Origin of the sequence: Gluconobacter vitians, from assembly GCF_015244565.1 — a bacterium.
Lineage (GTDB): Bacteria > Pseudomonadota > Alphaproteobacteria > Acetobacterales > Acetobacteraceae > Gluconobacter > Gluconobacter vitians.
In genome coordinates this window covers 18,275-33,129 of the sequence record NZ_JABCQG010000023.1, presented here as the reverse complement: position 1 = coordinate 33,129, position 14,855 = coordinate 18,275, and the positions used below count along the sequence as shown (strand labels likewise).

Sequence of the window (14,855 nt, the reverse complement as noted above, 5' to 3'; positions counted from 1 at the left end):
AAATCCACAGTCCAGGAAAATGCTTCGAGCTGATCACCGAGCCCACTCAACCGGACAAGACGCTCTTCAACATCAAAGAAACCAGCCTGCTTCATAGCGCCATTCCCTTAGTCAGAACCAGACGAATGGAATCACAAAGATAGCCTCAAAACCAGAGAGTTTTTCGATCCCTCCAGCTGGACGCCTGTCTGCACGGCTCGAAATGCTTCTTTACCGCTATCAGCACCCGAACTTGGCGTATGACACGGACTGTATGTCAGGTAGGCCGCATGCCCGAAATGGTTGATCTGTTGATCGCGGCGCCAGCGATGGTGAAGGGCTACGTCGTGCTCACCCGCAACCGGCGACATTTTCAGGGAACGGGTGTCACAGCCTTTGATCCCTTTGAAAGCCTGCCAGCTTAAAGTTAGCAGGCTACATTTTCCTATAGATGAGGCGTGTCATGTCCATCTTTCATACGACGCGCTTCATGCAGAGCCGTGGCGAAGCGAGCGCGCGTTGCCTGTCCCATACGGCTCATGCCGCAGGCAGCGCGCATTCTCGCAATAGCATCCTCGTCCGGGCAGTCGATGGCGATAGCGCGGCAGGCAAGGTCTACGAGGGCCGCAAGAGGGACCTGCGCCGGGTCCAAGGATTTCTCAGCCGTTAATGATGTCAGGGACAGCCGTGGAACGACAGGCTGTCGATCCGACCACAGAAAAGTGCCAACATCTTCTTCGGTGCGTGCCATTGATGAGGGAATAGCGCGTTGGACGCGTTCACGAATCTCACGACCGACGCGACTGAAGCCATGTGCCCGTGACAGAGTCTGAATAAGAACATCTTCCCGAATGACCTTTGCCTGATCGATTGTGCGAACGACAAGGCGCGCCAATGTCGGCAAATAATCGTCCTGCGACAATTTGGATGGATCGGCCTCGACATCAGAACTGGTCGTGTCATCTGATGGAATATGTTCGGGGGCCTTTGCGTAAAGGAGCTCTAAATTCGTGATCTCTTCAGGTGACGGCTCTGAGAAGGGTTCGTCAGTGACAGATTCAACCTTCGGGGTTTCGGTCGAAACAGCAGGTTTCTCTTCGCGCTCATTCACAGTCGCGTTTAGCAGTGCTTCAGCTTTTGCAGCATCCCGCTCTGCCTGATCAATGCGCTTCTGACGGGCAATCTCCAGAAAGCTCTGTAGAGCAGCATCAATCCGTTCAACCTCGCGCGGGGCATTCGTCCACCAGTCCGTGGACCAGATGCGCAGAATATTCCAGCCGAGATTTTCAAGAACAGCCTGTCTCAGGCGGTCTCGGTCGCGCGCCGTTGCGCTCCGGTGATATGTGGCGCCATCGCATTCGACGCCTGCGAGGAACGTGCTGGGTAAATCGGGATCAATGACGCCAAGATCCACGCGGAATCCGGAAACACCGACCTGTGTGGTGACCTCCCATCCTTTTGTCTGAAGCATCGTCGCAACTTCGACTTCGAAGAGACTGTCATATCCTCCGACAGACCCTTCATGTGCGCCGGCCAGAGCCATTGGGCCTCGTTCAGCGAACAACAGGAAGCGGCGCAGATCCCTAACACCTGCGGCGCGTGTTCGTTCTATCGCAATCTGATCCCCCCGCAGCGACCCAAACACGATTAACTGTTCACGAGCACGGGTGATCGCCACATTGAGACGACGTTCCCCGCCATCACGGTTCAGGGGGCCAAAATTCATGGAGATTTTGCCTGCGATGTCAGGCCCGTAAGTGAGCGAGAACAGCATGACATCACGCTCTTCGCCCTGCACGTTTTCCAGATTTTTTACAAGCACCGCTTCATGAGCCTGCTCGCCTGTGAATCTTTCAAGCGCAGGGTCTTTTCGGACTTCAGCATCCAGAAGATCGACAATCAGTTTCTGCTGCTCTCCGTTGAACGTGACGATACCAACCGAGCGATCGGTACCATCGCGCATGATCCGGACAGCCTCGGCGATCACCATCCGCGCCTCCGCAGGATTGGTGTGCGACCCATTTTTGCCGGGTTCATAAATCCCTTTCGGGACAAAGCGGAAAGAGACTGCCTGATCCGCCGTGACCGGTGACGGAAAGGTAACCAAATCGCCGCCGTAATAAGCCTGATTTGAAAAAGCGATCAGGCTTTCGTGACGACTGCGATAATGCCACTCCAGACTGATGGCCGGGACACCTGCTCCGAGGCATTCGTCAAGGATCGAGTCAAGATCGGTCATCTCATCGGATGTATCAGCATCAGCCGCTGCCCGACCCGCCGTGAAGAAATCCGTGGGTGGCAACTGCTTGGGATCGCCAACCACGATGACCTGCTTGCCACGACCGATTGCGCCAATTGCGTCCCATGTTGCGATCTGGGACGCTTCGTCGAAGATAACAAGGTCGAACGGAGCAGCATCAGCAGGCAGGTACTGGGCGACTGACAACGGACTCATCATGAGACAAGGCGTGAGGGTCCGAAGGGCGCCTGGCATCTTTTCGGCCAATTGACGGACCGGAAGATGACGGGTTTTCTTGGCAATCTCGCGCGTCAGGACTTTGTATTCCGGATCGTGCTGCCGCGCGGCCTCGCCGGGAATACGTCCGGCAAGGCGTGCACGGATCAGACGAATGGCCAGGGTTTTCAGCTTTTCGTCCAGTTCGCGGAATCTGATGATGCGCCCTTCATGGGTTGCAGCCACGAAACTACTCAGCAGAGCAGAATCACTGACGGCGTGCATGGTCCACCAGCGCGCATAATTTGCTTCGAAAACGGCCGGTACGTCATCTTGCGCGACTAACCCGTGTTCGATGGCTTCGATCATGGGTGTCAGACCGAGTTGCGCGGCTTGATGGCAGGCGCGGCGCCATGAACACCAGTCGCGCAATTCGCGAGTGGCCTCTTTCCAGTTCCGCAGCCTGTCCGTGGTTTGTTCGAGCCAACTGGGATTTTCGGGGGGAACCAGCCGGGTAACGTCGCTGGCACTACAATTTCCCAGTGTTGTCAGGGCGGCATCAAGCTCGGCAAATGCCGCGAGATAACGGGTCAGGGATGCGTGGATTGTTCCGCCAGGTGCCAGAAGATCCTGACCTTCTACCAGCAGAGTCCTGAGATGAGTGCGGGCAGTGAGCAGCTCTCCCGTTTCGGCTGTGCAGCCCGCAAGGCGGGTGCGTGTTTCCTGTCCCCAGTCAAATGCGGCGTTGATTGCGTCGAAGTCAGTATCCAGACTCCGCCACATCGGACCGATGCTTGTCTTGTGAGAAGCATTCCCGAGCTTTTCAAGAAGGGCCGCACGTTCGACAAGAGCTTCAAGGTCGTTTTCGCAGTCTTCAGGCAGAGCGATGGCATGAGGTTCAAGCCGTTTGCGGATCGCCTTCTGCCCCATGGAACGGGCCAGCAGCCACTTTTCCTTGATGGTACGCCATTCTGCAAGGGTTTCAGCCAAAGGAAGAGCGCGTACGCTGTCTTTCCAGCGGGTATCAAGATCTGCTGTCAGAGCGTGGCACCGTGTAACAGATGCCTGTTCCAGTAATACGGCATCGCGTGTTTCGCGGGCGTTTTCCGTGAAGCTCCATGCCGCTGCGTGGGGCAACAGAAGATGGGAGCAAAGCGCTCTGATCTGCTCAAGCCGCTGATAGGAAAGATTGTTCTGAGGCAGCGAAAGCGCCTTGGTAACACTCAACGCCGCCTCTCTTAGTTTGTCGAGGGCGGAGAGGGCTCCATTGGCGGTGTCAAGCAGTCTGCCTTCCCACAGTGGTGACCAGTCCGTCTGCTCAAGACCTGCCAGTCTGGGTGAGACGACAATATCTCCGATACGGGCATAAAGGGTCGACAGATCCTCAACGGACTGAACCAATGTATCGTAATCGGCTTTTGAATGAACATCCGCATTGGCCCATTCCAGAGGAATGCGGACGATGGATGTTTCCTGAGCACGAAGAGTGACGCCAATTCCGCGATAGGGCGTCCAGCCATTGCGACGCGGCGTATGGAGATCGCGGACGTAAGCGTTCAGTTCAGTGCGAATGGTATCCAGTGTCTGTTTTGTCCGTGCATATTCCTCAGGCTGGAAATCCTCAAGCGCAGCCTGCGCTGTCTGAAACTGTTGCAGCACCGCCATCTTGTTCGCCTTGGGCGAGAACAGATCCAGACAGAATTCAGCAATGCCCAGTTTGGCCAGACGCGCACGGACCACTTCAAGCGCTGTCCGTTTTTCAGCCACGAAAAGGATCGTACGACCCTGTGCGAGCGTATTGGCAATAATGTTGCCGATTGTCTGGCTTTTTCCTGTGCCGGGCGGCCCGATCAGGACGAAATTTTCGCCCGCTGCCGCGCGTGCGATGGCCTTGAGCTGAGATGAGTCGGCTTCCATCGGGCAGACGAGATCGGCTTTGGCGAGAGCGTCGTCGAGGTCACCAGCAGGATCAAAACCGTTCGATGGGGCAGAACCTGTCTGCTCGCCGTCCTTGACTCCGTTGAGCAGGCGGCTCGCGACGTCGTTCGTGGCAAGATGCTCTTTCCGTTCCAGCAGATCCTTCCACATCAGGAATTTCGCAAAGCTCAATGTCGTCAGACTGACATGCTCGCGAATTTCCCATCCGGGAATGTGTCGAAGGTGCAGCCGGAAGGCTTCGATGATTTTTGGAACATCAAGGCCGGCGTCGTCCTCCGGAAGTGCCTCCCCCTCTAGCAGGGGAATCCGGATATCGTATTCGGCACGCAGCATTTCCAGCAGCGTTGTGTTGATACGGGTTTCATCCCCGTGCGCCCGTAGTGTGAAGGGCGATTTGATGCTCGCTCTTTCCAGAATGACCGGAACGAGAATGAGGGGAGCGAGATACGGCTTGGATTTATCCTGCGATGTCCAGGCCAGCGCCCCGATCGTCAGGAAAAGCACGTTCGTGCCGCCTTCCTGCTCGGAGCTTCGGGCATGACGATAAATTTCGGTCAGTGCGGTTTGAAGTTTGTCCTCTTTCCGCTGGACGACGATCTCGCGTCTTTTAAGGGCTTCCAGCGCATACGCTCTGGACGCATCCTCATGATGTCGTCCCTGATGGAGTGCTTTGTTTCTGGGATCATCGTCGTCCATGAGCCCGGGCGCTGCGACAAAACGAAGCGGCCTGGCATTGCTGCCCGAGCGCATCTCCGCCAGCATGTCTTCCAATGACGCCGGATCAGGGCAGTCGAGTTCAATCAGTTGCCGATCTGACTTGGGGAGGTTCAGCAATCGGTTCCGCGCGGACATGTCGAGCAGACGATTGCACCATCGTTGCACGCGATCTGCCGGACGGTCTGGCAGGCGCTCTTCTTCACGCTCCTCACGCAATGGGGGAGGGGCCTCGAATGTCGGTTGTCCCGCTGAATCATTAGATACGGTTTCTGCCGCTTCGTTCCCTGGCGAGGCAGCAGAGGTGGAGAGGGGACGGATACGGCGCAGGCGTGCCCGGTGAATATCGATAACTTCGCGGAACGCATCTGGATCGTCATCGTCTATGTCGCGCAGATGGGCCTCGCCCCGCTCGCATGCTGCGGCGAAGCTGGGTTTGCGTGCTGCCGTCGCCAAAGTTGTTTCAAAGACACGTAGATCGTCGAGCTTCAAGCGGTTGCGAATGCCAGGCAGATCCTGGACCACCGAAGAACCCGCATCCTGCTGGGCCAGCCACAGGCCCGCGAAAGCGTGCCCGCGCGTCAGAACGATCAGGGGACGCAGACCAATGGCTTCGAGACATGCGGCGAACAGAACGGTCGTATCGAGACAGGTCGCCAGACGTTCCTCGACAACCTGTGTTGGAAGACGGATACGCTGGCCGTTTTCAACGAAAGATGCAGGTGGATTGATGTAGGTGATATCAAGGGCGCAGATAGCGCACCACAGCGCCTGAGCCTGCGCCCATACGCGTGCCTTGTCCCCCTGATAACCTTCCAGGGAAGGGGATTGCCCCGCTTGCCGGAGGATCTCGGATGCGCTGCGCAGGATACGGGCAATAGCGGGGTCATTGGGAAGTACAAAGGCGGCGAGGATGTCGGGGATACCGGACAGGCCACCCCATTCATTGCGGGCAAGCATCCGGACATCGCGTGTTACCCTCGCAAGTTCCTGTTCTCCCGCACGGGCGACAATGGTCACGACGGCCCTTGATGCCTCGGTCTGGGCCGAAAGCAATGAGCCATCCAGTGTCAGGTCACGATCGTTCAGAACCCGAAGTTCATCGGGACCGATCTGCTGGAGCATCCACGACCGAGGCGTCAGAAAATGCGGCTCGCTGGTAATGGTTATTTCAATAACCGGATATGTATTTTCGCTTCTGTTGTCGAATTCCAACTCTTCAAGGATCGGGACACTATTCTCCCACAGGCTAGCGTTGACTGTTTCCTGTAAGACGATCCGAAGTTCGGGCTTTTTTTCTTCTGTGGTGATCTCAACGTCCTCAGCAGTCTGTTCATGGTCGGCTGTCACTGAAATCTCCACAACGCTCAATAATCTCACACATGCGCCTGTGATCTCGTTGAGCGCAATATGAAGAAAATCCATACTTCGTTACAGAAGACTGTCGGGGATCAGAGCGTGATTTTCAAGTGATCTTCAGGCGATCGACAGCGCCATCTGCGCGACGGCACATATCTGGCCGCGCAAGATCGTTCAGCCCGGATCGAAGAAATCCAGATCGAGCTTCTTGATCTCTACCGCGCGGCTGACACGCACACCTACGCCATGTTCAATCATCAGGTCAGCCAGGGTTGCTCCATCGATCAGAATGACGCGCTGGCTCAGATGGTGGACGAAGTCCATTGCCGGGGCGCTGAAGGATGAGGTGGTGACAAACACGCCTTTGTTCGATCCATGTTCCACAAGCGAGCCAACAAACGCCTGTATGTCGGGGCGCCCGACACTGACATGAGCGGCATAACGCTTCGCCTGCACATAGATCCGATCCAGCCCAAGGCGATCTTCGTTAATCACACCGTCCACGCCGCCGTCACCCGTGCCGCCAAGGCGTTTTGCCGCATCTTCGTGGCTGCCCCCGTAACCCATAGCGACCAGCAGATCGACAATCAGTTGTTCAAAGAAGGCGGGGCTCTGTTGCAGGATCTGTTCCAGAAGGTCCGAGCGCAATTCGGACATCAGTTCCGTGTGAGCTGCCTCAATGCGCTCTTCGGGCGTCTGGTTGGCTGCCGCAGTAGCATCGGTCATTATAGAGAGGGTTGTCTGTTCCGTAGTCCCCTCTGACTTGCCACTTACAAAGCTGACGAACGACGGATACTGCTCGAGCATAGTGCGCGTAATGGCAGACGGGTTGGAGGCAATAAGGTCATTACCCGCTGGCGTGATGGTGAACTGCCCTCGCGCGGGAGAAGACAGTAAACCCGCCTTCATCAGATAGGTTTTGGCCCAGTGAACGCGGTTGGGTAGCAATCTTTGCTTACCGCTGGGAAGCAATGCAGTCCGGTCTTCCGATGACAACGCAAACTCGTCCGCAATTGCCTCCGCGATTTCCGGCACGCGACGAATGCCAGTGGCGGCGAGGCGCAGGACGGGGAGCATGAGAGATTGGTAATCAGGAACGGCCATGAGCTGGATCAAACCTCGTATTCACATTCGGCGGGTGTGAGCCCGAGTTCCTTCTGGTACTGCCACCTGAACTCGTCGCGATAGATGATGGTCCAGTCGGGAAGTTCCGCTTTCAGGGCACACGCGATTTCGAGGCCCGAGGCTGTGAAGCCCTTCAGATCGAAAGGCGCTCGCTTTTCGCGTGGCAAAAAGTCCTCATAGTCGCCTGCCCATCTTTCCCATGCTTCCAGACGTGCCTTAAGCGCATCGGTGATCGGAAGATCCTCGTAAAACGCCAGATCGCCGGTGCTGTCCCACAGGCAGTTTGTCAGGTCTCCACCCATGGCGAGCCATTTGTCCGGCGGCAGCAACGGTTCGTCGGTCATGCCCGGCGTTTCCGTCCCGGTTTCGTATCCGCAGCACGTTCGGCCCGGATGCGGTCGAGCAACACGCTGGCGGGTTCGTCATTTGGGTCCTGCGTAACGAGTTCGCCCCGGAAGGCTTTGGCGAGAAGGGAAAATTCGAGGCGGTCGAGGAGGGTCAGGGCACGATCAATTTCTATTCGCTTTGCCAAAAGGCGATCACGACACAAATTCAAATATTTCACCGTAGCGTCTTGTAATAGGCGGCTCGGGAGCGGGCATGAAAAATTACCAACTTTTGATATGCTCAAAGTATGGAGGCCCGATGTTGATGAGGCGGATGTCTCGATATATTTTCGCCCCAGTGAAGATTCTAAAAAAAGCAGCAAAAATTCAGATGATATTGATTCGCTGGGACGAATTCTAATTAGATGATTTTGGTGCGTGCACCCGCCAATTTCGCCGTCCCATAGAGCTGCCCTTCCTACCTGATCGATACTTCCATTTCCTTCAACTATTAGAATATCGTTCTTTTCCAGTTTGGTTTTTTTATATTCTTTTTCCGAGCATCCTATTCGAGCCACATCGCTTAAACGCAGTTCATTGGCATAAACATTTGCAACACGGAGATATGGAACCTGCAATGGAAGTGAGCGGCGCTTGGCGTTTTTGGTAAGTCCTCCCGTAATTTGGGCTATCTGCTTTAAAGGTACATTTTCACACTTGAGCTTCTGAAAAGACTGATTGATTGCCGATTTCCAGGCCCTAAAAGAAAGCACTCGAACACGCTCCAACTCTGCCCGGGCGCGGGCGATGCGGGCGGTCAGGCTGTCCAGTTTGGCGACGATGCGACGTTGTTCGGCGAGAGGGGGAAGCCATACTTTATGCGCGAGGAAAGGGCCTCGGTTAATATGTTTCATAGTCGAGCCATGAAGATGTTCAGATTTCATCATCTCATAAATCGCTTTTTTGAGAGCAATAAATAAGAAGCGCTTGTCTACAACCGAAGAGGGGATTGCTTTGAATATATGCTGATTCAGAACCGCGTCCTCACGATCCCAAAAAAACACATCAAGGGTAGCCGACCAGCTAACAAGTATATCATCTCGCCTTACAAGATATTTTTCATCGAAATTTCGACGAGTCCTGTTGAGTGGTTTTTTGGGGTTAGTTAGATTTTGAATTCGTATAATACCCGTACCTTGATCTTCCCAATCGGATGGTTTGAACGCCATTCCATTGAGGTAATCCCCTAAATCATTAATTGTTGCTTCAACCCATCCCTGCGGCAACATCACTCTGCTGCCTCCGCGCCAGTATCTACCGCATCCCTCTCAAGCTCCGCCATTAGCGCCGCGATTTCTTCCAGAGCCGATTTTAGATGCCCCTCGATAGCCGCCGCGATATCCTCCGGTGTTTCCAGCCCGTCTTCGGCCTGATCGGTTGTGTCTTTCAGCCAGGTGATATCGAGGTTGTCGCCTCTTGCCGCGATCTCCTCGCGTGTGAAGCGACGGAAGCGGCCTTCCTCGCCCTGATCCTTGCGTTTTGCGCGTCCATTACGGTCCGAGCCGAAGGCTTTGACGAAATCATCCAGATCGCTGATGCGGAACGGGTTGGTCTTGCCATAGGACGGCGCGCCGGAGCGGGCGTCATAGATCCAGACGGCTTTCGTGGCGTCCGTGACCGGCGCCTCGTCTTCCGAACGGGTGAAGAACAGCACGTTTGTTTTCACGCCCTGCGCGTAGAAGATGCCGACGGGCAGGCGCAAAATCGTGTGCAGGTCGCACCAGTTCATCAGCATTTTGCGCAGAGCCTTGCCGCGCCCGTCATCGAACAACACGTTATCCGGGATAATAACGGCGGCGCGGCCGCCCGGCTTTAAGGCGCGAATGCAGTGTTCCACGAAGGGAAGCTGGTAGGAGGAGACGGCTGAGGTGATCGTCAGATCGTCGCGTGTCGGCGGACCACCTGCGGGACCGAAAGGGGGGTTGGTCAGGATCAGATCGACAGTTTTGAACTGAGCCCGTGCACCGGTCGGACTGAGCGTGTCGCCGAGCAGGACGTTGTTCGGGTCAATGCTGTGCAGATAGAGGTTCATCAGCAGCAGGCGATAGGTGTCGGGGACGTTCTCGACGCCGCGTAAGGCATCCTGAAGCTGGAAGGCCTGCTGTTTGGGAGACAGGGTGAAGTAATCGTCCGTTTCGGCTTTCATGTGCAGATTGGCGGCGATCAGGAAGCCGCCGGTGCCGCAGGCCGGGTCTTCAATAATCTCGCCGGCTTCCGGCTGCATCAGACGGACCATGACGTCGATCAGGGCGCGGGGGGTGAAATACTGGCCAGCGCCGCGTTTGGTCTCTTCCGCCATACGCTGGAGCAGGCCTTCATAGGCGTCACCGAAAGAATCCCGCTCTTCCGTGAACCAGTGCAGTTCGTCGATGGCATTGATGAGTTTTCGCAGGTTGGCCGGATCGCGCACGATGGTCGTGGCATTCTGGAAAATGGAGACGATGGCGCGATCAGAAACCTTTTCCCCGTCTCCAAGGTCAATCAGGGCTTGCCGATAGAGTTTAAGAACTTCGGTTTCGTTCGCGGTTTTCAGGACTTTCCAGCGGTATTGTGCGGGAATACGCGTCTCGTCCTTCTGCTCGGACGCCATTTTCAGAAAGAGCAGATAGGTCAGTTCCGTGACGTATTGCTGGTAGGTGACGCCATCTTTGCGGAGCAGGGCGCAGAGGCGCCAGAGTTTATTCACCAGATCGGCAGCGGGATTCATACGTCAGACACTTCCTGTTACGCGGCTCGGCCTCCTTCTGATCCGTCGGACCAGATGGCAGCATTGAGATCCTTCAATATATCACTCAGGCCAGAATCAAAGGTCTGGTTGATTACGTCAAAGCCACCTTGTTGTGCAAATAGCGGGTCGGACAGTAAGGCTGGGTCGCCCACGGGCTGGTCTTTCAGGGCGCGGCCGATACGGTTCAGCCATTGTGTCTGTCTGGGTGTCCAGTTTCGGGACGCAAGGATCTTCTGCACGCCGTTTTCCACGCGGGTTGCGTAAGGCACCAGTGGATCGCCGAGAGCAGCCTGACGGACGAAGCCGAGAATGTGGGCGGCGATGTCGGCGTTGCGTGCGGTGCCGTAAGCACGGCGGAGACTGGCTTCGGAGAAACCGTGTTCATCCAGTGCGGTGGCGAGGTCCTTGAGGTCCTGCCGTGTCAGATCGCGGGGCTTCTGTGTTGCCGCGATCAGGGCGGGAAGCGCGTTCATGTTGGCGCGGATATAGGCCTCGAAACTTTCGATGTAATCGGCGGGGCTGGCCTGTTTCCCGAAGGTATCGGTGATGGAGACAAGCTCGTCCTCATGCTCCGAGATATAGATACCGTTCGGGCGTGGGCGGTTTCCCGCGTGGCCGAGGATGGTCGCGAGGGAAGGATGCCGGGCGAAAAGGTCCGCCGTCGCCGATGGTGGTGCGTCACGGAGCTGGTCTGGCAGGGCGGCCAGCGGGCCAAGCACGGCTTCAAGCGGTGCGGCGTATTCGGGGTCAATGTGACGGACGCGCTGGCGCAGTTTTACGATGATCTGATCGCGGACCCAGGTGCGGTCTTCATCCGTGGTGGCGCGGTTCAGATCACTAAGAAGGGTCGCGAAGCTGAGCGAGGGATTGACCACCACCGGTTTCATGTCGGTGACGGTTTGCAGATTGGCGTAAATATCGACCGCATCGAAAATGCGGAAATATTCCTTGCCGATCTCATCGCACCGGCGTGTCGCGCGTCCGATCATCTGGTCATACAGGATACGGCTGTTGACGCGCCGCACGAAGACGAGATTGACGATGGAGGGGATGTCGATCCCCGTGGTCAGCAGATCGACGGTCACGACATATTTCGGACGAGGATCACTACGGAAGACCTTGATCCGTTCGTTCGGGCGATCCACCTCGCCGGTGATCTTCTCGACCATGTCATGTGGCTGGGGACCGTATTCTTCGATTAACGCCTGACGCAGCGCCTTGACCAGAATATCGGCGTGCGTATCGCGGGCCGCGAAGATCAGGGTCTTGCCGGGCTTGTCCGGCGGGCATTCCAGCGCGACGGCGGTGGCCACCGCACGGTTGAAGGCTTCCGTGTGGACCTTCTTGTTGAACTCGGCGACTTCGAAATCGACTTCGTCTTCAAGATCGAAGAGGTCGACCTGATTGGTGCGGGAGTCCACGACGGCGACTTCCTCGCCCGCGTCAAAGTGAATGCCCGTCTGGCTGAGAGCTGTCGTGATGCGGCGTGGCGGGCGATGGTCAATGAGATGCCCCGCGATGACGGCTTGACGATAGCTGTAGTGAAAGACCGGTGCGCCGAAAATCTCCCTTGTGTGCAGAGCAGGAGTTGCCGTCAGGGCGATCTGGGTGGCGTCGAAATAATCGAGGACACGCCGATAGGCAGAGAGGTAATCGTCCAGATTGCGGAAACCAAGATCGTCATCCCGCAATTCGGCATCCAGCACATAGCCACGATGCGCCTCATCGACGATGATGAGATCGTAGCTGCCCGGTGTCGGATGCTGGCCGTCCGGGTTGTCGAAAAGGCGACGGATCATGGCCTGTACGGTGGAAACCTGAACCCGATCCTCAAGGTCGGGGATCGCCTTGTCCATTCCGGCAATCGGAAAGATCTTATCGAATTTGAGCAGGCTGGCGGTTTCGGTATTGCTCATGGAATCCAGCGTCTGGATACCGAGGGCTTTCCGGTCGACCAGAAACAGGATGCGCCGGAACCGCTGGGCGCGAAGAAGCTCGTACATCAGCGCGATGGCTAGGCGGGTTTTCCCGGTTCCGGTCGCCATGGCGATGAGAAGGCGCCGTTGCCCATTGGCGATGGCCGCCTCGACGGCATGGATCGCATCAACCTGATAATCACGCAGGCCCGTGACGCCGAGCTGGCGGTCGGGATCTTCCAGGACTGCGAGATCGAACTTCTGCTCCAGTCTTGCGGTCAGATCATACGGCGAAAACCAGTCCATCAGGGCGCGTTGTGGCTCCCCGGTTCGGGCGTCCCAGAACCAGATACCGGAGAGGGTTTCCAGCCGTTTGAAATAGGGGCGGCCATTGGTCGCAAATACAAACGGAACGCGAAACGCTGTGGCGTCTTCCGATGAGGTGAAGGTCAGTTTCTGTTCGGGCGTCAGGATAATGTCCCGACCATAGCGTCTGGACTGGCCGAGGCGTTCGGCCACGTTCCTGATGGCGCGCTTGGCCTCAATGACGCCGACGGCCTGACCATCAATAAAGAGCGCATAATCGACGCGACCGCTTTCGGTCGGCCATTCCGCAATGGCGATCGCCCGCCCGGCTTCGGGGCGCGTGCCTCTGGCGTGGCGGAGTGTCCTGCTATCCGCTTCCCAGCCTGCGGCACGAAGCTGCGCGTCGATGAGTACGCGCGTGGTCGCCTCATCGATCTCTAGTTCCTGCGCTTTCTGATCGGCCATCCGTGCCAGATCCGAAAGCTCTGTCACAGGCGAGGCGACGGCCTGAGCCTGTACCTGCGCCAGAGTGCGTTCGGCTGTCTGACGTTCCCGGTCCGCCTCGGCAGCATAGTTCTCCCAGAATGCACGGTCTTCGGCTTCCCTGGCCGCGCGTTCTTGGAGGGTTATCTGTGCTGCGATGGCTTCCTGCGCGGCCATACGGGCCTTGGCTTCGGTGTCGGCACTATCAGAAACGACTTTGCGCAAGGCTTCGATTTCCTCACGCAGAGCCGGTGTCGCGTCTGCCGGAGGCTTTGGCGGGACGAAAGGTCCTGCGCGGAAATTGGGGGCCTGATTGTAAACCTGATGGAACCAGATGCCGATCAGGCGGGCCATTTTAAGCGCTTCAAGCGCTTCAGAGCGTGTGCCTACGTTTTCATGGACGGCTGTATTGCCGACGCGCTTGATATGAAAAAACAGGTCGGCAATCTGACGTTGCAGTAATCCGCGTCTCTGAAGAGCTCGAAGGACGTCGTCAAAGGTAGCGCGCGTGTCGGGCAGTTCACCATGCCTAGCGGCGATATCCTTGGCCGTCAGTTCCGCGAACTGCCGCGTCTTGATCAGAGATGTCGGCGGGTCGAGAAGAAAGAAATGTTCGGCGAGTCGGCCCAGTCTGGTCAGTTCTGGCGCGTCTTTTGCCAGAAAGGCGAAATTACCTGTCTGCTCCGCCATCTCCTTCACCTGTCAGACCTTTACCCTAATTATAATTTCAAAATAACATCTGTCATAACGGCGGGATAGTCAAACCAACATTGTACTTACAGTGACTTACATCAAACGATGCAGTCACAGATTTGCTTGCGAAGTTATGAGGGATTTTGGTTTGTATCTTTTTGATCTGGGAAAGATTTGCACAAAATAATTTCGGAGAATTAGCGTAAAGGGGTTTTCAAGAAAATTTATGTCCGATTCAAGATCCGGAGTTAGAAGCCGGAACAAAGTGTCCGGATGGACGACATCACCTCCGGGCAGAAGTTATCCTGTTGGTCTGATCAACGAAAAATTGCGCGCGTGGAGCGCGCTTGACGGCGCCTGCGAACCGGCGTGGCCGGAAAAAGGGATGAATGGCTACGGAATGGGAGGCGGATACGGTCTCGTCAATCAGTACGGCCAATATCCCGGACAGCCCACAACCTACACCACCGTCGATGCCGCCGGTAATCTCCACCGCGTCACACCCCACGTGGTCAACAACGGGTATGTCGCAACCACGCCATCACGTCCCATGATGCCGCTCTGGTAATCACACCCTCAGATCAGATCCTTCAGATACTCTCTTCGGCCATCCTCAAAAAAGAAAAATCCCGCGCCATCTGGCACGGGATTTTTTTTGGAGCGGCGTCCCTTCCCCAAGGCCGCCACTCCAATCACAGCCGAAATCGTCCCGACCCCGGCTGAACCATAGCGTTCAAAAACAGCCATGTTTTTGAATACATACACAAACACGA

General features: G+C 56.4%; 9 protein-coding genes. 2 read left to right on the top strand and 7 right to left on the bottom strand.

The window, feature by feature from the left end; all coding sequences use genetic code 11:
* Positions 1–269 precede the first annotated feature (269 nt).
* Entirely contained in the window at positions 270–404 is a 135-nt protein-coding gene (locus HKD24_RS15490) for a PIN domain-containing protein (RefSeq protein ID WP_265589080.1), read from the top strand.
* Between the two features lie 20 nt (positions 405–424).
* On the opposite strand, the gene HKD24_RS13170 is transcribed toward HKD24_RS15490, so the two are convergent.
* From HKD24_RS13170 to hsdR, 6 genes are all read right to left on the bottom strand, one after another.
* Positions 425–6,436: a DUF4011 domain-containing protein gene (locus tag HKD24_RS13170; RefSeq protein WP_322783321.1), complete on the bottom strand. Its 6,012-nt coding sequence runs from the start codon at positions 6,434–6,436 to the stop codon at positions 425–427.
* Between the two features lie 183 nt (positions 6,437–6,619).
* A complete protein-coding gene (locus HKD24_RS13165) occupies positions 6,620–7,549 on the bottom strand; it encodes a restriction endonuclease (protein ID WP_194260689.1) in 930 nt (309 codons plus the stop codon).
* An 8-nt stretch (positions 7,550–7,557) separates the two neighbouring features.
* Positions 7,558–7,914: a hypothetical protein gene (locus HKD24_RS13160; protein WP_194260688.1), complete on the bottom strand. Its 357-nt coding sequence runs from the start codon at positions 7,912–7,914 to the stop codon at positions 7,558–7,560.
* Positions 7,911–9,185 (bottom strand): restriction endonuclease subunit S, encoded by a 1,275-nt coding sequence (locus HKD24_RS13155; protein ID WP_228124410.1) that lies wholly within the window; start codon positions 9,183–9,185, stop codon positions 7,911–7,913. The genes HKD24_RS13160 and HKD24_RS13155 overlap by 4 nt, the downstream gene beginning before the upstream one ends.
* Complete coding sequence (locus tag HKD24_RS13150; protein ID WP_194260686.1) at positions 9,185–10,663, bottom strand: class I SAM-dependent DNA methyltransferase; 1,479 nt, start codon at positions 10,661–10,663, stop codon at positions 9,185–9,187. The genes HKD24_RS13155 and HKD24_RS13150 overlap by 1 nt, the downstream gene beginning before the upstream one ends.
* A gap of 17 nt (positions 10,664–10,680) precedes the next feature.
* Complete coding sequence (hsdR, locus tag HKD24_RS13145) at positions 10,681–14,079, bottom strand: type I restriction-modification system endonuclease (protein ID WP_194260685.1); 3,399 nt, start codon at positions 14,077–14,079, stop codon at positions 10,681–10,683.
* A 388-nt stretch (positions 14,080–14,467) separates the two neighbouring features.
* Here hsdR and HKD24_RS13140 point away from each other — a divergent pair, with 388 nt between their 5' ends.
* On the top strand, positions 14,468–14,650 hold the full coding sequence (locus HKD24_RS13140; protein WP_194260684.1) for a hypothetical protein: 183 nt from the start codon (positions 14,468–14,470) through the stop codon (positions 14,648–14,650).
* An 8-nt stretch (positions 14,651–14,658) separates the two neighbouring features.
* On the opposite strand, the gene HKD24_RS15325 is transcribed toward HKD24_RS13140, so the two are convergent.
* A complete protein-coding gene (locus tag HKD24_RS15325; RefSeq protein ID WP_228124406.1) occupies positions 14,659–14,829 on the bottom strand; it encodes a hypothetical protein in 171 nt (56 codons plus the stop codon).
* Positions 14,830–14,855 lie beyond the last annotated feature (26 nt).

What these genes read in the sequence shown, in the direction of transcription:
- HKD24_RS15490 (WP_265589080.1), top strand. Translation starts at nt 270, where the DNA reads ATGCCCGAAATGGTTGATCTGTTGATCGCGGCGCCAGCGATGGTGAAG.
- HKD24_RS13165 (WP_194260689.1), bottom strand. Translation starts at nt 7,549, where the DNA reads ATGGCCGTTCCTGATTACCAATCTCTCATGCTCCCCGTCCTGCGCCTC.
- HKD24_RS13160 (WP_194260688.1), bottom strand. Translation starts at nt 7,914, where the DNA reads ATGACCGACGAACCGTTGCTGCCGCCGGACAAATGGCTCGCCATGGGT.
- HKD24_RS13155 (WP_228124410.1), bottom strand. Translation starts at nt 9,185, where the DNA reads ATGTTGCCGCAGGGATGGGTTGAAGCAACAATTAATGATTTAGGGGAT.
- HKD24_RS13150 (WP_194260686.1), bottom strand. Translation starts at nt 10,663, where the DNA reads ATGAATCCCGCTGCCGATCTGGTGAATAAACTCTGGCGCCTCTGCGCC.
- hsdR (WP_194260685.1), bottom strand. Translation starts at nt 14,079, where the DNA reads ATGGCGGAGCAGACAGGTAATTTCGCCTTTCTGGCAAAAGACGCGCCA.
- HKD24_RS13140 (WP_194260684.1), top strand. Translation starts at nt 14,468, where the DNA reads ATGAATGGCTACGGAATGGGAGGCGGATACGGTCTCGTCAATCAGTAC.
- HKD24_RS15325 (WP_228124406.1), bottom strand. Translation starts at nt 14,829, where the DNA reads ATGGCTGTTTTTGAACGCTATGGTTCAGCCGGGGTCGGGACGATTTCG.